Below are 19,623 nucleotides of genomic sequence, written 5' to 3' on the forward strand. Positions count from 1 at the left end.
GTACGTCCGGGTAATCCCCTTCGAACCGCGTTCGCACTTCCGCGTTGAAGCGTCTGCAGTCCGCGAGGAACGCAAGGTCGGTGGCTGACCACTGGCCAGGATACGGGAGCTCGTCTGTCGCGACCCGCCCGATGACCTCGTTAGCCTTCGCGACCGATCTCGACAGCCGTCCGTCCCAGAAGTCAGGATGTCAAGTCCGGAAACACGAAAGGCGCAAAGGACAACTTAACAAGGGTTGTTAGACTCGTCATGTGGCATCGACCCGGAGCGTGAACCGGAACGCGCCCGCAAAGCGTGGGTCGGTACGGCGCCATAAGCTGGTCAGTTTGCGAAAAGTTCCTTGTAGCCGGGGGTCACCTCCAGTTCGCCGGTCGAGATGGCTGCGCGCCGGATGTGGTCGGCCATTTCCTCGTAGCTGGCGCGCCTGCTTTCCTGTCCCAGGACGGCGTCGATCCGGTCGAGATCACGAACGGTCGCCTGGACCATCCCGCGCAACTGGTCGTGCAGGCAGGTCTGGTCGGAGTTGGCGCCGCTGACTTGCCGGCAAGATCCTTGAGAACAAAGGGCGCGACCTCGAAGCAGGCACACCGGGCGGGTCAGCGAGATCTCGTCCGTTCGCAGGATGACCATCTCACCATTCGGCGCCTGTCGGCGATGCCGGTAGGCGCGTGCCAACGATCGAGGCTTCCGCACGGCGGCGGCGTCGCGCTGCTGCGCGCTTCGCTGGCCACCACCGGTCGACCCGGTCAAGGTCGTGCGCACTGCTCTCCAGGACCCCGCCCCGGTCGCCGGCCTGCTCGTCACCACCGAAGCCATGATCGCCGAGGCTGGCTCCAACGCTAAGACCGCTGAGTATGGCGACAGGATCGCCATGGTCAATCGCATATCACCATCTACATGCGGTTGGGATGCTGCCGCTGACAACGTTGCTGGCAAACGGTTCGCCGCAGCCCTGCGTCGGGCGCGGAGCAACTCCAGGCGATGGCGATTCCGGAAGAGCTGCCGCCGATGACGATGATGGAACCATCAGCCAAGGCAGCTCAATTCGAATGGTTGTGAGCGACCCGCTTCGGACCCCATTCAATTGCCGACCCGGCTCATGCGTGGACGGGCAGTATCCTGAGGGTGTTTGCGCACATGTTCATGGCGGCCACAATGGAGTTCGCCTCAGAAGCGGCGCCATTCGGAAGCATTAGAACCTCCGCGAAGCTTCCTTGCGCGGTTGGCACGAGTCTTGATGTTCTCATTGCACGGCGGCGATTCTGCCTTCCGGCAGTCGACATTGACTGATCTTCATGTGCTAGAAGGAGAAACGATGAATACGGACGTGTCTGTATATGGCGCGACCGAGCTAACTCGGGCAGAGGCATCCTCGACTTCTGGCGGGTGGCTTCTCTGGCATTGTTGGGAGCTTTTAGCGTCGCAGTCATAGTCGGCGGCATTCTAGAACTAACGAAGAAAAAGTCATAGGCCTACTACTGGTCACTAGCTGGGCTAGGGAACAATATCTTACCTCCCCCGACGTATCCAGCTACAATCGAGAGAGCATCCTTTCCAGACGATCGGACGACCTTTGGTAGGCCCTTGTCTGTTTGTCGAGTTCTGGCACTGTGCTGTTCGCCCAATGTGCCGCCGCGCTCGCGGGGAAGTACAGAGCTGAATCTTGGTCGATAGGGCTGCTACTTCGGTTTACCAATCCTGGGTTTTTGGGTTGACCAATCCGTTGCCTACCGCAAGCGGGTTGACCAATAAAGGCGCTCAGATTCTACGCCAATCCAACGACTTAACGCCAATCCAGAATTAGCTGTGATGGGGGCCATTGGTAAACCCGGTGTTTAGATCGGGAGTCCCTATGCACGACCTGAAGACTCTCTTGTTTTCAATGGTATAGGCGGAACACCCGCGGCCATAATTCCGGACTGGGTAAACCCCATGAAATGCCAAATAATTCCGGACATCATAACATAATGCCCTTTATGCGACTTTTCGAGCACAGATGGTGAACGCCGAAGGTGCCGCAATCGTCCGAGGAGAAACATCTACGGGCGGCAATGTACCCCTCGCCTCGGGCCGTCAGCTGCAAACTGCTATGCGGGGCGACATTGGGCCAAATTCAACCGTTGCGCATACACCTTGGAATCCAACTAGGCACCCAGCGAATCCAACCTGTAGGCCGTTTGGCTTTCGGATTCTTTTCTACATACCTGCGAATGTCGAAGCTCAGGTCGCCGACCGCCGCCGGCGGATAGTGCGGGCAAGAAGGCGCCGACCAACGCCGGAACCGGTCGGCCTCGGAGACCAGGCCGGTATTGCCGTCATACGAGAGATAGGCACCTGCCCTGGCCCGTCGGTTCCATGGCGTGACCATCTGAACGACCAGTCCTACCGCCAGCGAGGCGAGCACACCGTTGGACCACACGACCTGCGGACGCCCGCCGGCAGCGCCATATTTACGGGCTTCCTCGGCCAACGCCTCCTCGGTGACAATGCCAAGGCAGCGTAGGCACGGACTACCCGGCTGGGACAGGACAACCTGACCTGCAACAAGATGTCCGTGCCCAGGTTCAAGCTTGTGTACGTCCATGCCCTGGTCGATGTATGGGATGAGGAAGCGTCGGCAGAAGGCGTCGAGCTCGTCTTTGCTCCGCACGTTGTCGAGGCCGCCCACGATGACGTCGCAGCACTTGAGCGCGTCACCCACGAGTTGCCACTGCTGGCGATGGATTTCGACCTGGGCCCTCGGATTGATGGCCTCGATCATTCGCCTCATGACCTCGACCTTGACTGCGCGCTTCAGCACGTACCACCAGGTGCCGCCGATCAGCCTGTTGAGATTGGTCAACGAAATGCGGTCCTCGTCCACCAGCACGAAGTTGCCGATGCCGACATGGGCCAGTTGCTGAGCAACATGCGAGTTGCCTCCGCCGAGGCCCACCAAGCCGACGGTCACTTCACCCAATCGCCGTTCGCTGTGCGGGCCCAAAAAGCTCTGACGATCAAGCCAGCTCATATTTCGCACTCCATTGCGCGACGACCGGTTGGTCAACGCGGATGAAACGGTCGATCGGAACGGAGCGCTTGCCGGGCTCAAGCCACAGCAAGCCAGTTGCGCCGTCGTTGCTCAAAACCAGCAGTCCGTGCGGCATTTTCGGGCACGACTGGAAAAACCCGGGCACGAACGTGTTGCCACTCTCAAGATCTACGCCGCTGAAACGCGGAAGGCCGCGACCACCGTGGGTATGGACATGGAGGAGGGTCGAGGCCGGCCGATAGGCCGCCTGCGCGGCTTTGCGCATGGCGTTAGAGCCAATCCTTGCGCCGACACCGGGAGCGACTTCGTAGTCTTCGTCGTCGACCGGCACGTAGCCGCGAACCAACAGCAACAGGCCATCTGGCTCTATGGCTGCGCCTGCCGTCAGGAAGCCGACACGCTCGTGCGCGAAGACGTGCGGCCTTGCTAGGTCGCACCGAACCTGGTCGAGCAGCGGACCGGCGATCTTGAGGCTTACTCTCATTTGAGCTGCCCCAGGTGGTTTGCGAGGATTTCTGTCCAGGGCAACGAGGCAGGCACATTGTTGAAGGACATCGCGTGCCACGCGCGGCCCATGATCTGGTGGACCGTCCAGTTCTGACCGCGGTTCGGGAAGGGCTTCGACAGGAAGAGGCGCGTCGTGTAGCTCGAATGGCTGCGCGGACAGAGCAGACCGTCTATCGTCACGGTACCCCCGTTGTGCAGGACGTTCATGTTCGGGAGAAAGACGAGGGGTTGGCCCCCCTCGTCCCACAGTTCTGCCAGGCGATTAATCCGCCGCAATGCCGCAAGTTGGAGCTGGGCCGTCATGACGACTGCCCCACCGGCGGATGGGAGGCGAATTCCATCCCGTCCTTCACCTTCAGGCGCTCGCCCGGAGCCATCTCACGGAAGACGCCATCCGAGCCAATGATGTCGAGCTTGTAGCCAGGGGGAACTCCGAAGACGCTCATCAGCTCTTCGGTGGTGTAAACGCGGCGCTCGAGTTCGAACTCGACATCGCCGCCGTAGATTACCGTCACCGTCTTCTTGCGCTTGCGCAGCTTGAAGCGCTCGACCTCGTCGCCGCCGATATTGACCTCGTCATCATCGTCGAAAATCTGGTCGAGGCCCGGGCGCTCAAGGATCAGCGCCAGCTCGTCGCCGGCGCCGGCAAGAAACTTGATCTGCGAGGCGATCAGCTTCTTGCGCGGCCACTCCATCGCCAGGCCTTCTATGAAGAAGCGGTGCGTGACGCCGCCTTCCACCACGAAGAAGCGGTTGACCTTGCTCTTATCCAGCTCAGACGTTTCGGTCGGGCGCAAGGTTTCCAACTCGCCCGTCTTCAGATGCCGCAACACGACGAAGTCTTCGACGGGATGCTTGCCGATCGACATGGCGACCTGTGCGCCTGTGATCTTGGCGTCGTCGAACGTGACCGCGGCGAAATCGAAGTTCTTATCGCCGACCTCGACTTGAAAGGTACCGTTGCCATGCTTCCGGTCGCCATCGGCCTTCATCAGAATCGTTTCCATATTCTCTCTCCATTTCGGAGCGCACGGACAAACGCTCCAGACCTTGACGAAATCCCGGAAGGGACAGATAGTCTCGATTCAGTCCGTTATGAGACTGTGTATAATCGGACTGATTTTGCAAATCAAGTCCGATTTGACACTCATCGAGGAGCCCCGATGGATACGAAAAAATGGACAGCACCCACAGACCAGCCTCACAGGGCACAGCCCACCCCCCTCGACTTCTTCTTCAAACTCGCGGAAATCTGGGACTTGAGCACCGATCAGCAGATCAAGCTGCTGGGATCGCCGGCCCGCTCGACATACTTCCGTTGGCGTAAAGATGGCGGCGACGTTTCTGTGGATACGCTGGAGCGGATCTCACACTTGGGCTCTATCTATAAGGCCCTTACTATCCTGCTCGACTCACCTGATGCTGCCGTGAAGTGGATTCGCCGACCAAATCGATATTTCGAGGGAACGTCCGCCCTGGACATCATGCTGAACGGGAATTTGAGCGACATTATTAGGGTACGACAATATGTCGATGCCCAACGCGGAGGGTAAGTTTGGAACATCCGCAGATCGCAGTCGACGGGCACTATCGCCGACTGATCCCTTCAAAATATCCTACGATCGACATCTACGAGAAATTCGGCTCTCGGGAGATGCAGGCGCTTGCCGCCGAGCTCGAGACGATCACGAACCCGCGTCTTGCCGCCAAGTCTCGGATTACCGGTGGGAACATATCTGCGGATTCCAGTTCGCCGAAACTTCAGAACTGGAATCACGCACCCTTCTCGTATCCCATGCCGGAAGGGACGCACTTCCTGCCTCCCCCGTATTCAGTCATGGAGCTGGCATCCGACGAGCGCGGCGCTCTCGCCAGAGCGATCATCAGACGTGAGGAGTTTCTTTCTCGCACTGACGAGCCGGCCTGCGGCGTTGACATGCGGATGATAACCAACAAAGTCATGGGAAGCTTCGTCGACCTGCGGGGAGTGACGCCAGACACTTCTCAGGCCGCCAGATGGAAAATCGGCCAGCGCCTGTATGAGGATGGTGTCGATGGCGTCATCTTCAACATGGCCGAATTGCCCGGCAGCGCATTCATCAGTATTTTCAACGATGACGTTCTTTTGGAGAAGGGCGTGCAAGGCGCCCATTACCGGTTCCGTTGGGACGGCCAGCGGATTGGTCGCCTCTATGATTTCGGTGCCGATCGAGACATAGAGCGTAGCGAAATCATCCCGCAGCCGATGGCGGCCGCGTAGATGTTGATGCGGGAGACGCTGGTTGTCGATGGCCCGTTAGCATTTCGTAGTCAGCGTGCCACGGCGGCGCGCGAGCGCAGGCTTGTTCGTGATATCCTGACACTTCCGTTCCTTGCAGCCCGCCTCGCCGGCGGGTTCATAACTCCTGCGGGCACGGATGTTCTCTATCCAGCCATTCAGGCGGCATTGGCGGCTGGCGGCTTTCGCGACATCAGTCGCGTTGCGAGCCTGCCAGGTATGCCGCGAGCGCTCCTTCAGTCTCTCGACGCAGCATGGCGGGCCGATATTGACCTATCGTCTCTTCCTCAAGAGGTCGGCCGCTTCGCCGATCTGCATCTGGTCGAGAAGCGCATACGCGGCCGTCTCCCTCCATCTCGACTGCTACCCCGCGACCTGCGCGACGAAGCGCTCGCGCGTGTTTCCCTGGCGAACGTCCTGCTTGGACCGGTAACACTCGCTGGGATCGTCGACGTCGACCCCATATGGCGTCCCTTGCTGAATGCGATTGCGCGTTTCACCGACGTGGCGTGGGATATGCCGGGCAAAGTCGAAAACGGATGGTTCGACGGCAAGGTGCGCAGCCGAGTACCGTCCAGCCCATCGCGCTCGACCGCGGAGGTGAGCGCCGACCCCAAATCCGAAGTTGTAGAAGCATTGCGATGGGTGCGTGAGCTTCTGGCATCGGGCGAGGTGAAGGCCGAGGAAATTGCCATCGCTGCAACGGCGACGCCAGATTGGGATGAGCATTTCCTTGCCTACGCACGCGATGCTGCTCTCCCGCTCCATTTCTCGCACGGCGTTCCCGCGCTCAGCACGCCGGACGGGCAAGCGTGTGCGGCGTTAGCCGACATCCTGATCAGCGGCCTTAGTCAGGAGCGCGTGTGGAGGCTTTTCAGGCGCCTGCCGGCTCGGCCCTTCGTGAGCTCTCTTCCGGACGATTGGTTCACGGCGATACCGCGCCGCGCTGGTCTCAAGACCCTCGACCAATGGCGTGAAGCTCTGGCGGCGGCCCGGCCGCAGCGCCAGACGAACGACCTCACTGAACGCATTCTTCTCCCGCTTCTTGAACTTCTCGCGCGCGGGCCTGATTCGGGCCGGGAAGCCGGCCTCCTGCTGCTCTCAGGTGCGAGTTTAGCTATGTGGAACGAGGCGTTGAGAAGCACACCGCCCCACGCTGTCGCGCTTTCTTTGCAGGCTTTGCGGGTGAGCGACGGTCGCGAGCCGGCCAACAGCGTCGTGTGGTGCCCTGCGTCCCATCTGGCGGCGTGCCCGCGACCGTTCACCCGTTTGCTCGGCCTGACCAGCCGATCATGGCCACGCTTCGAGAACGACGATCCCCTTATGCCGGACCATCTTCTCGACCGGCGCAGGCTTCATCCGGTCACGATGGCCGAACGTGATCGGCAACACTTCGAAGTCATTCGGGCTGGAACGCGCGAGGCTTTAGTCCTGTCGCGGCCGGAGCGGAGTGCGAAAGGCAGCCTCCTGTCACCAAGCTCACTATGGCCCGCGGACGAGATACTTCATAAGCGAGATCGCATTCCCGGGCATGCATTCAGCGAGGCGGACCGCCTCTTGGCCCGGCCGCGGGACGCAGCGCAAGTCGAGCACGTCCGACAGAGCCAGCTCTGCTGGCGAGATTGGCAATGGAACTCTGGGTTGACACCCCATGACGGCTTGGTCGCACCAGATCATCCGGCAATCGTGACCGCTCTGTCTCGAACGCAATCGACAACATCGCTCCAGCGTCTGCTGCGGGATCCCCTCGGCTTCGTGTGGCGCTACGCGCTTGACTGGCGTTCGATCCGCCTGGAGCCCGAACCGCTCCAGCTCGACCCGATCGCCTTTGGCGAGCTCGTACACGAGCTGATTAGCGGTGCAATCTCCAGCCTTGAGCCGAAACCCGGGTTTGCGCGTGCAACTCTAGAGGAAATCGAGGCCGCCATCGCGGCCGCATCGGCGACAATCTTGACGTCGTGGCCCTTGCAACGCTCGGTCCCGCCACCCGTTCTCTGGCGTCATACGGTGAAAGAGGCGGCTCGACGGACATCCAGGGGACTTGCTTCGGATGATCCCACCAGGGCCGACACACGTAGCTGGAGTGAAATACCGTTCGGCCAGGAACAGCCTGTGGCGGTCCAACTGCCATGGGATGCGACGGTCAAGATCCCAATTGCGGAGGCAGGTCTAGTCTATGGTGGCCGAATGGATCGGCTCGATATCCGGGCGTCTGGCGACGGCGCTCAGATCACCGACTACAAGAGCGCCAAACCGCCTCCGAAGACCCAGCGCATCGCCCTCGGCCAGGGACGCGAGCTGCAGCGGGTCCTATACGCGATGGCGGTCCGAACACTTCTTCCTGAAATTAGGACGATCGTCGCCAGGCTGATCTATCTCGCTGACGATCCTGCCAAATTCGAATTGAGAGGTGACGAGCTCGATAGCGCCATCGCTGAAGCGACGAGCTATCTCGTCGCGGCGGTCGGGATTGTTCGCAGCGGACAGATCGCGCCTCGGTGGGAGCAGGACGTTCACTATGACGACATGCGCCTGGCGCTGCCGGCGGACCGGGAGAGCTACCTTCGCCGCAAAAGCTCCGAATTCCGCGCGGCCAACCAGAAGCTCGGCAAGCTCTGGAATTCCACCACATGACGCTGGTCGATCAGGAGAACCGTCGGCGGGCGATGACCGATTTCAGCTCTATCCTCCTGGTCGAGGCCGCCGCTGGAACCGGCAAGACCTCGCTTATGGCGGGGCGTGTCGCGATGATGCTCGCCAGCGGTCATCTGCCTGGGGATATAGCGGCGATCACCTTCACAGAACTCGCTGCAAGCCAGCTCAATCGTCGCATCAGGGAAACAGTCGACGCGCTCTTGGCGGATGCGATACCCGCATTCCTCGAACCGGTGCTGCCGGATCGACTGACATCCGCCCAGCGCGCAGCACTCGCGGCCGCAGCCCCTCGGCTTGACGAACTTACGGCAACGACCATCCACGGCTTCTGTCAAGCCATCATTCATAGCCATGGCGTTCAGGCCGGACTGGACCCAGGTGCGCGCATCGTTGATGCGACCGTCGCGGACTGGCTCTTCCTTGGCGAACTTTCCGCTTGGTTCTCGCGGCGCCTCGGCGAGCATGCGGTCGACGAGGACCCTATTGTCGTCCTCGCCGAGCAAATCCCGCTTCAGGTTTTAGATCTGATCCGAGAGCTCGCCCTGCTCCGCAGGAAACACCCCGACGCGACGCCGATCGCGCCACCGGCGGACCGGCGTCCAGACATCGTATTCCTCCAGGCCGTCGATGACTTCGACAAGTGGCAGGCGAGTATTGGTGATCACCGTTGGCCGCGAGAAATCGCTCTGGAACTGCAGCGACTGGCTGCTCGATACAAGAACGCATTTGAGCGGCCACCGGATTTCGCAACGCTTTGGAAGCTCTGCGACGCAGGTCACTCACGGCTATTCACCAGCGAAGGCCTTCAACTCAAGGCCTATGGCGAAGCCGCCGAGGTCCTCGGTGCCTATCGCGAAGAGACGGCCAGCGATCTTACTCTTCAACGCTACCAAGTCGTCAGTGACGCCTGGAACGAGCTGATCGGTCACATCGCGAGCAGATTGGTTTGTGAACTGTCATCGTCACTGGATCTGCTTCTCGATAACTATGAGCGACAGAAGCGGGCTGCTGCGGTGCTCGATTTCGATGACCTGCTCCTCCATGTGCGTACATTGGTCCGTGACCACGAAGCGGTGCGCCGCGCCATTGGGCAGCGCTACAGGTATATCCTGGTCGACGAATTTCAGGACACCGACCGCATCCAGAACGAGATTTTGTTCTCAATTGCTGCAAACGAAGATCGTCTGAAGCGTTGGGAAGACAGTCGATTGCGGCCGGGATCGCTGTTTCTCGTCGGCGACCCGAAGCAGGCCATCTATCGTTTCCGCGGCGCCGATATCGAGGCCTATGAACTCTCTCGTCGGCTGATCAGCGCACAAGATGACGGTGCCGTCATCGACGTCACAGCGAACTTCAGATCTCAGAGCGCCATCATCAAGCATGTGAACACGTGCTTCGAGGGGATCTTTGGCATGGGCTCGCAGCCCAGATATGTCGCTTTGGCTCCGACGATACCGGATGGTGCTTATCCCGTGCCTTGCGTGACGAGATTCACGATTCATGTGGAGACCGAGGGGCGCGTCTACGCGGACATGTTCCGGGAGGCGGAGGCGGAGCGGGTTGCCGACATCTGCGAGCGCCTGATCGGCAATGTTATGATTCCACGTGCGGATGGCTCCCTCTCTCCGCTTCGCGCTGGGGATATTGCGCTTCTTTCTCCGGGTCATACCGAGCTCTGGCGCTACGAGCGTGCACTGGAGAAGCGTGACCTCTCCGTCTCTTCTCAGGCAGGCCAAAGCCTTATGCGGCGTCAGGAAACGCAAGACATCCTTGCACTGCTCCGTGTATTGGCGGACTCATCCGACACCCTCGCTTTCGGTGCGCTCATGCGCGGACCACTGGTCGGGCTGGCCGAACAAGAGCTTCTCGATATCACCGCTGCCCTTCCTCCCATCGAAGGTCGGCCCAGCTTCTTCAATGCGAGAACCGATGCGACCCTCGTGCGGCATCCGCTCGCAAGATCGATCCTGGAGCAGCTGCAGCACCTAAGACGCCGAGTGTCGATCTCGACGCCGAGTTTGATTCTTGCGGAGGCTATCGAACGTCTGAACGCCCGGGTGATCGTGGCCGCCCGGCACCGGAACCGGAACGCGCGTGCGATCGCGAACCTCGATGCATTGATCGAGCGTGCGCGAAGCTATGGAGTTTCAGGGTTGGGCGCGTTTGTGCGCGATCTCCAGGCCGATTGGCAGCGTAAGGCAAGGGCACCCGAAGGACGCATCGACGCAGCCGAGCATGCAATCGAGGTTGTCACGATACACAGCGCGAAGGGGTTGGAGTGGCCCATCGTGATCCCCATCAATTCGACGACAGAGCTCTATCGGCCAGACCGGTTTGTTCACCGGCAGTCGGACGACAGCTTGCACTGGATGCTTGGAGGCGTGTCTCCACTGGACCTGGCAGCGGCGCGCGCCGAAGAAAGTCAGGAAGACGCCAATCAGCGCGAGAGAATTTGGTACGTCGCATGTACTCGGGCGCGCGACCTGCTGATCCTTCCGCACATCCCGCAGGCTTCGAAAGGCTCGTGGTTCAGTTCGATCGATCTGCGGCAGGTGGATCTCCCGGAACTGAACGTTTCGGACTTCGTGGCCGCCGACGTCCGCCCAGAAAGCACCAGCGGCAATGAGCAGACGGCAGATGTCTTCGCCTTGGAACAGCGCAAGGTCAAAGAGAGCGCTCCGTCGATCGTCTGGCGTCGCCCGAGCGACCATGATCAGGATCGCCCAGATGATCCGCTCAATACTGTCATCGTCACCGACGCACCGGGTCAAACTGTAGAGGTCGCGGGTGCGGGCGCATTGCGTGGAATTGTCCTGCATAAGCTCATGGAGGAGTTCCTCACTGGCGAGCTTCCGACTGAAGGTGAGGCAGTAGTTGCCCGAGCGCGCGCTTTGCTAGGCCAACTCGTAACGGAGACCGACGAAGAACCGCGACCTGACCCATCAGAAATGGCGGGTTGTGCCTTGCGGGCGATCGCTTTGCCGGAGGTCGCAGCGCTTCGTCCCTGGCTGGTGCCCGAAGTGGCGATTTGGGCGTCAGGCGAGGGTTTCCTCCTCGCAGGCCGCGCTGATGCGCTCGCAATCAGAACTGGAAAGGTCGAGGTGGTGATTGATTGGAAGTCAGACATCAACCCCTCCCCCGCCGTTCGAAGCGCTTATGCCGGTCAGCTGAGAGACTATCTAGCCGCAACGGGTGCTGACCAAGGGATGCTGGTTTTCCTAACTCTCAGCGAAATTGTTCAGGTGGAAAGCGCCAGCCGGAGTCAAGTTGACCGTCCGGGCTGAGAACGAGCGACTGGCAGGAGGCATCTTGCACCGAGGTGATTGCATTGGCGGCGCTCCGAAAGGTGATGTGCTGCTTTGGCAATGGTGTCGCCTAGTCGAAATTCGGGTGATTACGTTCGAACGGCTTCCGTCACTGGCCGTACTGATCGAGCCAGTGGCGTAGATTGAAATAGTCGTTGAGTGCAATCTGATATTGGAGGTCTTCGGCGAACTCACGCGCGGGGCCAGTGAAGTAGGATGTCGTCATCAGCATTGCAGCGGTTGCGCGCTCGCGTTGCGCAACGCCGTACAGTGCCCGAACGACCCCGACGCCAACAGGTCGGTCAGGCGAGTGCCGCTTGCACTCAACGACATAAAGGAACGCGCCAAACTGGTCGCTACGAGCCGCGTACATATCCTTGCCGCCATCTCGCGTCTGGGGCGTCAGGGTGACGGAGTAGCCGGCACGCTCCAGGAGCTCGGCTACTAGTTCCTCGAACCGGCGCGGCGGCATCTCGTATAGAAGCCGCGGATTGCTCGCAACTTGGAGGAGCAGGGCGTCGCTGACCTCACGCACATCGGTGATGATGCGTTGCTCCGATTTGCTGCCTTGCTGCAACGGCCGACCATCTGGACCGAGCAGCCCAGACCTGTTCCAGGGATCGAAGAGCCGCGTGAATTCACCAACCTCTCTGATCTTCCCAGCTCGCCAATGCTCTCCCAGCAGCCGGGCAAGCAGCGGGTTGCCCCGCGTCGCCTCCCATAACCGTTCCATGCCGGCCGCGTCCAAGGCTCCGTCGAACTGAGACTCAAGCAGTTCCCGAAATGCCGAACCACCAAGCGGAGAAAGTTCGACGATGGGACCGCTGAGCCCTAGTCCCTTGTGGGAGGCGATAACCGTTGAGAAGGACCACGGCCCCGAGGAGAGGCGATCGATCGCTTTGAGCGTATCAGTTGGATCCAACGGATCGGCTGCATCGATCACAAGGACACTGTGCCCGCGCGCCTCGCGAAGGTTTTGGGCGATCACATCGACCGCTGCGCTCAAAGGGAAGGCATCGCTACCCGCGAAGTACTCCACCACTCCCCCGAAAGTCTCCTGCGCATCGAGGGAAACTCGCTTCAGCAGCGTGGTCTTTCCCATGCCGACTGATGCCACGAGTTCCACGATTTGTCCCGGTTGCCGCAGTGCCTCGAGAAGCCTGGCACGCTCCCTCTCACGCCCGATTGTAGGCGGAGGTTCGAGATGGTTCCACTGCTCGACTAGCGCGCGCATCTAGACGTCCGAGTTCAACCGAAGATCCTGACGATCATTCGCTACCCGCAAAGTATGAAGAAACATAAGCTACCAGCGAATCTAGTTGTAGACGGAAGCGCAAATCGCCTGCCTGATCGTCATGGCACCTCGTGGAAGGCATGGTGCCCGCTGCATGAACCGCATCGTAACGTAGTCATAAGATCAAGGAACTATCCAACAAGCCACTCAGAAGGAGTCGATGAAACCCCGTCAAAGCGTTTGCGCTATCCATTGCAGCACACCGAGTGCAGCCAGAAAAGTGCGTTCGTCCCGGCAATAGATCAGCGGCGGGCGCCCATCGAGCTTGCCATCAACAGCTTGCCTGACGATACGCGCGGCGCCATCTCCAAAAAGCTTCTTGGCCTCATCGTCCAGTCTCAATCGCCACTCTGCCGCAACGCGTTCCGTACGTCGCGTCTTCGCAAACCTCATCAGGACCTCTTCAGCTATCCCAAAGTCGGCGGAGCTTCTCTCGGCAAGGATCGAGTGGAAGGATTCCGCCCTGATCGGCAAGCGGCGTGCGAAAGAAATCGGCGCGATCCTGTTCATCCAAGGCCTGTCCACTGAGCCTGATCAGCGATTGCCGGCGACAATCCACCTCGTCCGTTGCACGTTTCGCGAAGGCCTTCGCCTCGTTCTGGGCTCTCAAGGATATCGCCTCCTGATGGCGCGTTCGGAGCAATTAAAGCTGCTTTATCCGAAAAACACGATAGGGCACGCTGCAGTACGATATCCATTTGAAAGCGCTGGATATTTCCTACCTTTGATGCGACCGTTCCTATCCAAAACTACGCCCTGACTTTCCCCCGTGCTTACGTGGTGCTTACGCGGGATCTTAGGGCCGATGGGAGACTAGGTGTGCCCAGGATCACCAAACGGCTCGTAGACGCCTCCGAAATTCGAAGGGTTCAACGCCCCGGTTCACAACATCGAGGTGTCGGGCCTGTCGTTCCATCGGGCAAAGGGGCTGGAGGCGGACTACACGATTCTGCTCGATGTCAGCGAAGGCGACTATGGGGTACCGAGCCGGATCGAGGACGATGAGCTGCTCAATCTCGTGATGCCGCGACCCGAAGCGTTCGAATATGCGGAGGAGCGGCGCTTGTTCTATGTGGCCCTGACTCGCGCCAGCCGCGGCGTCTTCCTGCTCGCCAACGTTCGGGAACCATCCCGCTACATCCGTGAGCTCTCCGAGATTGCCGGCAACGACCTCCGCTTTGAGACGATAGACGGCGAGCTTCTGCGTCAATGCCCAGCATGTCGCGCCGGTCACTTGGTCGAGCGAACTGGACCTGCCAATCGCCGTTTCCTGGGCTGCAGCCAGTTCCCCAACTGCGAGCATACGGCACCGCTGAAATAGCAGAGCGCCGCGCCCATCTCATTCGAGTTCACGCTCGAAGGTCTCAAGCAAGGACGTGGCCAACTTGGGTCCCTCGAGATAGAGGCCGATTTCATCGAGCGGATTGTCCTCGAGTCCTGACTGGGACCCCCAATTCAGACTGCTGACGACGACGTGGTCGGAGTCCCAGGCCAGAAACTTCGCATGCAACTGCGGTTCGGGCACACCTGTGAGGTCCACGATGCCGTGGAGCCGTTCTCGATGCTTTGTGACGTGGCTGCGCTTCACCGGTCCGGTTCGGCGCGAATAATAGATGCGCACGTGGCTGAGCCGCCGGCCGGCGACCTCGGCGGGATCGAACAGCGCCGGCACCATGTTCGCGCCCACCTTGTTGGTACAGCAGATGAAGCGCTGTTGCGCATCGTGGGCCGCAGCGCGCAACAAGCGCTCGTGGTCAGCGGCATGCAGGATCGTCAGCGTCGCGGCCGGCGCTTGCGCCTCTTCAGAGGTCGACAGCATGTTTCGCTGGCGCCGCAGCTCGGACGCCATGAACTGCAGTACCTCCACGGATCGGCTGGCACTTGAAAGCCTGGAGACAATCTCGCGGAGCAGATCCAGCCCTTCTGCGGCCGCGTTGGCCTCTCTGAGTTCGGCCGAGACTTCAACGGCCGAGAAGGGAGAGTGAAGCCAATTGCACGATCCCATCAGCACCACCGCACCGTCGTGGCCGTCGTCGGCAACGAGGAACTTTGCATGGCTCTCGACGGGATCCCTCTGCACCAAGAGATATCCTCTGGTTTGCCGCGCCGCAGACAGGCGCAGATAGAGTTCCTGCATGGCTGCGGCATGCTTGGCGCGATCGAGCGAAGTGCCGAAAAAGAGGTGGCATCTCACGCCGCGCTTACACGCATCCTCCAGGGCTCGCACGATGCGTTCCCGACGATCCCGGCCCTGTTCATCGGACTGAGAAGCAACGAACGTGGACAGGACGAATATGTTGGATTTCGCAGCGCCGACGATCTGTTCGAAGCGTTTCAAGTGCTGCTCGGCGCCGACGACGATGTCGCTGGCGCTGAATCGGGTTTCGATGGATACCGGACGCTCCGGCGGCGGTGCGGTGGTCTTGGGTAGAACGCCGGTCTTGATCGTTACTTTGAGGGCCTCGACGAGCTGGTCGCTCGCGCCTTGCGGAAACACGCCAGCTCCGGTCTCATCGAGATCAAGCACGAGGAATTTCGGCTCCAGGAACGAGCTATTGGCCTGCACGCCGCGCAGCCATTCTCCGGGCCTTAGCATGCCGACCATGAACTCGTTGACGCGTTGCATCATCGAATAGTGCGTCTCTGGCGGCTCGCCGTCCGGAAACCGGATGATTGCACCCTTGCCGGGAAGCTTGGTGACGGAGATCGTGTCGACGTCCCTCGTCCTGAAGACTGATAAGCCGACCTTCTCGTAGACCACGCTGATGCCGATCTCGCGATCGGCCGAGCGTTCGGGAAGGGCGCGCCCCGTGCGGATGAAGTCGTGACCAATACTGCTGGTGACGAGGACCGGGTGCGGCGATAGCCGAACTTCCACAAGTCCGAACTGCATAAGGCGGGCCACAGTGGAGCCGACCACCTGTCGGGGAATCTTGAGCGTGTCGGAGACGTCATTGATCGTTCCCGGGCTTCGGTCCAGCGACAGCAGGATCATTTCCTCGACAGGGCTCCAGCCCCAGGTCCGCTGGACAATGCCGGGTGCGCGATAGTGCCAGGCCGGGATATAGATGTTGTTCACCGGGGCAACCTCCCCTGATCATCCACCGGGATGATGGAGGCGCCTTTGCCAACCGACGGAAAGTCGGCCTCGGACAGCCGGGTCAGTTCATCGAGCATGGTTCGCAGAAAGCCCAGCTCATCGTTGACCGCATCGGGATCGATGCCATCAACCGCGTTGCGGACGAACTTCCGGCTGGTGGTGAGGACGAGCTTATGCTTGGCGCGGCTGAGCAGCACGTTCAGGCGCTGGGGGTTTCTCATGAAGCCAACGGCTCTTGAGCCCACGAGGACGTTATTGCGGACGAGGCTGGCGAGGACGAGATCGGCCTCACCGCCCTGAAAGCTGTCGCTCGTATAGACGAACTTGCCGTCGCCTCGCGGGCTGGCGAAGCCGAACAGCGTTCCCGCGGACACATCGATCTCGGGCTTGAGCAGCCGCTCGAGGTGATTAACCTGTGCGAGATATGGCGACAGCACCACCAGCGTGGGGACCCGCTCATCCTCGCTGATGACCGGCCGCAACTTCCGCAACGCAGCCAGCAACGCATTGGCCTCAACCTCGTTGCGGATCGATCGTTTCACCGGTTGCTCGAATGCACGTCTTTTGACCGTGCTCAGCGAGGGCACGTCAAGGATGACGACCGGAGAGGCCGGGAATCCGCCTACGCTCTCCACGACCTGGCCACGTGTCTTGACCCGGCCGGACGAAACCAACTGTCGCTTGTAGAACGTGTTGGAGACGAGCTCGCAGATGGCCCGATGCATTCTGCTCTGTTCGCGCAACGTGGTGGCGATCGAGCTGGGGCGGCCGGTGTCCATCGTTCTTGTCTCTTCCCGCTCGGCAATGGATCGGAACGGCTCTTCGAGGCGAGACGCGACCGCGAGAACGTCCCCGAGCAGGAACTGATCTGCCTTCAACGCCTCGAGCGCCAATTCCACCTCGCTCGGCAAGTCGGAGATCGCGGCGAGCTTCTCCTTGGCATCACGCAGGAGCTCACCGGCCCGACTCGGGTCGTAGAATTTCTGCCGATCCGCCGCATCGAAGGGCGAGAGCTGGTTGTGATCGCCGATGATCACTCGACGGTTCCCCAAGAGCAGCGCACCGATCAGTTCGGCGCCATTGGCCCGCGCCGCCTCCTCGATGAAGACCCAGTCGAACTGCTCGCCGTCGGCAATCATCTCCTCGAGAATGTGCGACGACGTGGTCGCCAGCGTCACGTCCGACGAGCGCAGCATCAGATTATCGGTGTCTCGGAGAGCGCGGTCAGCGATCGATTGCTCGGACATATCTACTGGTTTGAGGGCATGGATGATCTGGTTGAGCTGGTTCGTCATTATCGCGGCGCTGGCCGGATCCGGCTTGGACACGGAACGCAGCAGAGACTGCGAGCTACGCCTCAGCGTGCTCTCTTTCTCGCTCGATCGAGATCGCTCGACGCGAACGACGATGGTTGAGGACGCGGGCAGAAACTTGCGGAGCTCGTCCTCCATGTGAACGAGCGTCTCGTGGTTTTGGGAGGATACGAGGATCCGAGCGTCGGGCGTTTCATGCAGGATACTCTTCACGAGGTGCGAGATCAAAAAGGTCTTGCCCACTCCGGGCGGGCCGACAACGACATTGATCGATCTGCCCTCGACGATGGACTGCCATGCCTCGACCTTGGATTTTTCCATGTCGGCGTCGGCCGGCGGTGGGCCGGGTGCTGCGATGTCGCGCAGCACGTCATCGATTCGCACCTGCGCGGGATCGTCCAAAGCCCTGAGAAGCTCGACATTGGACCTGGCGGCGACGATGTTCTGCAGTCGTCGCCGAATGGCCCGCTCGGTACCGGTGTCTTTGCGGGGGCGCAGGAAAAGCCGCTGCCCGGCCTGCATCGCGAGGTTGGTCCCGAATGCGAACGCGACCTTCCCGTTGATCAGCCCACTGCCCTCATAGCTGAGTTCCGGAACGCGCTCGCGGCCCACGGCCAGACGCGCCGTTTGTGACAGCGTCCAGTTTGCCTTTCCGTCGTCCTGCTTCAGCTCTCGCTTCAGCGCCTCGGCAGCGGGGCGCAGCCCCATTGTTTCGCGCTGCGCATCCCGCGGAGCGTCCTCGGCGGGGGCCAGCCAAACGACGTTGACGTCGGTATTGACTGTCGGGAGTACATGCACCGGATAAAGGCGAAACTGCTCTCGGAGCAGAGTGAAGGCCTCGAGGAGGATAAGAGCAAACCATATTGGAACGTCGTTCGTCCCGTCGGCAGTCTGGATGGGTTCCAGGAGATCACGCCAGACCTTGGCGCCTGGCCCGAGGTTCTGGACCCGCTCTTCCGAGCTCGCTCGATTTCGGGAGAGATGCAATCGATGAACGATGTCGACGGCGCCGTGCATCCATTCGTTTGGCCGACGCTGGTGTGCCGCTACGATCATCCCGACAGAGTCGCTCATGACGCGAACATGATAGACTGCGAGGTCCGTCATGAGACGGACGGTGTCCTGGTCGGCCGGGACAAGGCGGACGCCGGGCGACAACAGATCGTCCGCAACAAACTGCAGGATCGCGGCGCCATCCGCTGCGGGTATCGTGCCCGAAGAGAGGGCCGGCAAATCGCTCTGAACCACGTCCCGAGAGGGATAAAGAACGAGCTCCCCCTCCGAGCTGGAGCCAACCCTGTCGAGCTCGGTCACGACGCTTCTTAGCTCGTCGAGGACAACCGCACCGTCGAACAGTTGAAACTGCGGGGGACTCGCCAGTCGTTCCAGCATTCGACGTTCGACCGAAAGAAGCGCGGGCGGGTTGTCACCATCGAGGCCGAGCAGCGCGCCGGCGACCGCAGCCAGGTCGATCCAGTCTTGCCGGAACGAGATCACAGCGGAGGCGCGAAGCAGATGCCCCGACTCTTTGAGATCGCCGTCCGCAATGTGGACGCAGGCCTCGACCCCACCGAGCCGATAGTCGGCGCTATCGTCTCGCTGTGAGAATATCGAATGCAGGCTGACGCCGCCGTGCACGATACCGGCGTCGTGACACAGTGCGAGCGCTTCTGCCACGCGGACCATATTCCGCCAGAAGACACCACGACTTGCGCTCGTAAGAAAACGCCCCTCCCTCGTCCTCCGGCGCTGTGACGCCCCCGAGATCGGACTTCCGGGGTCCACCATGACGATGGCCAGCTCGTGCTGGTCTTCCGCGGTTTCGAGGACCTCGACCAGGACGTCTCTTGCGCGACGGGAAGAAAGCACACGCCGAATACGCCTCAGTCCACGTCCGACGATCGCCCTCAGATCGTCGTCGAGCGGGGTGCCAGTCTTCTTGAACAAGCGCAGGAGATACGGCTCGCCGTCCGCCACCCCCACAGCAGGGCGCAGGTGAGAGTCCCACCCGCCCGCCAATCGGGCAAACGAGTCTTCCGCAAATCTGAAACGTGTATCTAGTGGCGGATAAGTCTTCTTCTTGACTGCAGCCATATAGTCCGAGCCCATCAATACTTACCGCTTAGCAGATTCGGGGGCG

At 60.7% G+C, this 19,623-nt stretch carries 14 protein-coding genes; 5 read left to right on the top strand and 9 right to left on the bottom strand.

Annotated elements, in window-relative coordinates; translation table 11 throughout:
- Positions 1 to 321: 321 nt before the first annotated feature.
- The 5 genes from CK221_RS30110 to CK221_RS02565 all read right to left on the bottom strand — a co-directional run bounded on the left by CK221_RS30110 (position 322) and on the right by CK221_RS02565 (position 4,545).
- Positions 322 to 762: a hypothetical protein gene (locus CK221_RS30110; protein WP_141246693.1), complete on the bottom strand. Its 441-nt coding sequence runs from the start codon at positions 760 to 762 to the stop codon at positions 322 to 324.
- Positions 763 to 2,113: 1,351 nt separating this feature from the next.
- Entirely contained in the window at positions 2,114 to 3,010 is an 897-nt protein-coding gene (locus CK221_RS02550) for a ThiF family adenylyltransferase (RefSeq protein ID WP_095776557.1), read from the bottom strand.
- Positions 2,997 to 3,515: a hypothetical protein gene (locus tag CK221_RS02555; RefSeq protein ID WP_095776558.1), complete on the bottom strand. Its 519-nt coding sequence runs from the start codon at positions 3,513 to 3,515 to the stop codon at positions 2,997 to 2,999. Before CK221_RS02555 ends, CK221_RS02550 begins: the two co-directional genes overlap by 14 nt.
- The gene (locus CK221_RS02560) at positions 3,512 to 3,841 is read right to left on the bottom strand and encodes a hypothetical protein (RefSeq protein WP_095776559.1); all 330 of its coding nucleotides are present in this window, start codon (positions 3,839 to 3,841) and stop codon (positions 3,512 to 3,514) included. Before CK221_RS02560 ends, CK221_RS02555 begins: the two co-directional genes overlap by 4 nt.
- Positions 3,838 to 4,545, bottom strand: a complete 708-nt coding sequence (locus CK221_RS02565; protein ID WP_095776560.1) for a multiubiquitin domain-containing protein — start codon at positions 4,543 to 4,545, stop codon at positions 3,838 to 3,840. Before CK221_RS02565 ends, CK221_RS02560 begins: the two co-directional genes overlap by 4 nt.
- A gap of 156 nt (positions 4,546 to 4,701) precedes the next feature.
- Here CK221_RS02565 and CK221_RS02570 point away from each other — a divergent pair, with 156 nt between their 5' ends.
- From CK221_RS02570 to CK221_RS02585, 4 genes are read left to right on the top strand one after another with little or no spacing between them, the layout of a single operon-like run.
- Positions 4,702 to 5,091: an antitoxin Xre/MbcA/ParS toxin-binding domain-containing protein gene (locus tag CK221_RS02570; protein WP_095776561.1), complete on the top strand. Its 390-nt coding sequence runs from the start codon at positions 4,702 to 4,704 to the stop codon at positions 5,089 to 5,091.
- 2 nt (positions 5,092 to 5,093) lie between these two features.
- Entirely contained in the window at positions 5,094 to 5,798 is a 705-nt protein-coding gene (locus CK221_RS02575) for an RES family NAD+ phosphorylase (RefSeq protein ID WP_095776562.1), read from the top strand.
- Positions 5,799 to 8,450, top strand: a complete 2,652-nt coding sequence (locus CK221_RS02580; RefSeq protein WP_095776563.1) for a PD-(D/E)XK nuclease family protein — start codon at positions 5,799 to 5,801, stop codon at positions 8,448 to 8,450.
- Positions 8,447 to 11,755 carry a UvrD-helicase domain-containing protein gene (locus CK221_RS02585; RefSeq protein WP_095776564.1) on the top strand — a complete coding sequence of 1,103 codons (3,309 nt, stop codon included), beginning with the start codon at positions 8,447 to 8,449 and terminating at the stop codon, positions 11,753 to 11,755. The genes CK221_RS02580 and CK221_RS02585 overlap by 4 nt, the downstream gene beginning before the upstream one ends.
- A gap of 130 nt (positions 11,756 to 11,885) precedes the next feature.
- Here the strand turns inward: CK221_RS02585 and CK221_RS02590 are convergent, their stop codons facing one another.
- Positions 11,886 to 12,902: a restriction endonuclease gene (locus CK221_RS02590; protein WP_170954334.1), complete on the bottom strand. Its 1,017-nt coding sequence runs from the start codon at positions 12,900 to 12,902 to the stop codon at positions 11,886 to 11,888.
- A 339-nt stretch (positions 12,903 to 13,241) separates the two neighbouring features.
- On the bottom strand, positions 13,242 to 13,580 hold the full coding sequence (locus CK221_RS02595; RefSeq protein WP_095776566.1) for a hypothetical protein: 339 nt from the start codon (positions 13,578 to 13,580) through the stop codon (positions 13,242 to 13,244).
- A 385-nt stretch (positions 13,581 to 13,965) separates the two neighbouring features.
- Between CK221_RS02595 and CK221_RS02600 the strand changes: the two genes are divergently transcribed.
- The gene (locus CK221_RS02600) at positions 13,966 to 14,391 is read left to right on the top strand and encodes a topoisomerase DNA-binding C4 zinc finger domain-containing protein (RefSeq protein WP_245420472.1); all 426 of its coding nucleotides are present in this window, start codon (positions 13,966 to 13,968) and stop codon (positions 14,389 to 14,391) included.
- Positions 14,392 to 14,409: 18 nt separating this feature from the next.
- Here CK221_RS02600 and CK221_RS02605 read toward each other — a convergent pair whose 3' ends face one another.
- Together CK221_RS02605 and CK221_RS02610 are read right to left on the bottom strand one after the other, a co-directional pair.
- Positions 14,410 to 16,149: a phospholipase D-like domain-containing protein gene (locus CK221_RS02605; protein ID WP_095776567.1), complete on the bottom strand. Its 1,740-nt coding sequence runs from the start codon at positions 16,147 to 16,149 to the stop codon at positions 14,410 to 14,412.
- Positions 16,146 to 19,436, bottom strand: a complete 3,291-nt coding sequence (locus CK221_RS02610) for an AAA domain-containing protein (RefSeq protein ID WP_095776691.1) — start codon at positions 19,434 to 19,436, stop codon at positions 16,146 to 16,148. Before CK221_RS02610 ends, CK221_RS02605 begins: the two co-directional genes overlap by 4 nt.
- Between the last annotated feature and the right edge of the window lie 187 nt (positions 19,437 to 19,623).

The sequence above is a fragment of the Mesorhizobium sp. WSM3868 genome, from assembly GCF_002294785.1.
GTDB lineage: Bacteria > Pseudomonadota > Alphaproteobacteria > Rhizobiales > Rhizobiaceae > Mesorhizobium.

Excerpts from the sequence above, each read along its gene's own strand:
- CK221_RS02565 (WP_095776560.1), bottom strand. The coding sequence starts at position 4,545 with ATGGAAACGATTCTGATGAAGGCCGATGGCGACCGGAAGCATGGCAAC.
- CK221_RS02580 (WP_095776563.1), top strand. The coding sequence starts at position 5,799 with ATGTTGATGCGGGAGACGCTGGTTGTCGATGGCCCGTTAGCATTTCGT.
- CK221_RS02595 (WP_095776566.1), bottom strand. The coding sequence starts at position 13,580 with ATGAACAGGATCGCGCCGATTTCTTTCGCACGCCGCTTGCCGATCAGG.
- CK221_RS02585 (WP_095776564.1), top strand. The coding sequence starts at position 8,447 with ATGACGCTGGTCGATCAGGAGAACCGTCGGCGGGCGATGACCGATTTC.
- CK221_RS02555 (WP_095776558.1), bottom strand. The coding sequence starts at position 3,515 with ATGAGAGTAAGCCTCAAGATCGCCGGTCCGCTGCTCGACCAGGTTCGG.
- CK221_RS02570 (WP_095776561.1), top strand. The coding sequence starts at position 4,702 with ATGGATACGAAAAAATGGACAGCACCCACAGACCAGCCTCACAGGGCA.
- CK221_RS02560 (WP_095776559.1), bottom strand. The coding sequence starts at position 3,841 with ATGACGGCCCAGCTCCAACTTGCGGCATTGCGGCGGATTAATCGCCTG.
- CK221_RS02550 (WP_095776557.1), bottom strand. The coding sequence starts at position 3,010 with ATGAGCTGGCTTGATCGTCAGAGCTTTTTGGGCCCGCACAGCGAACGG.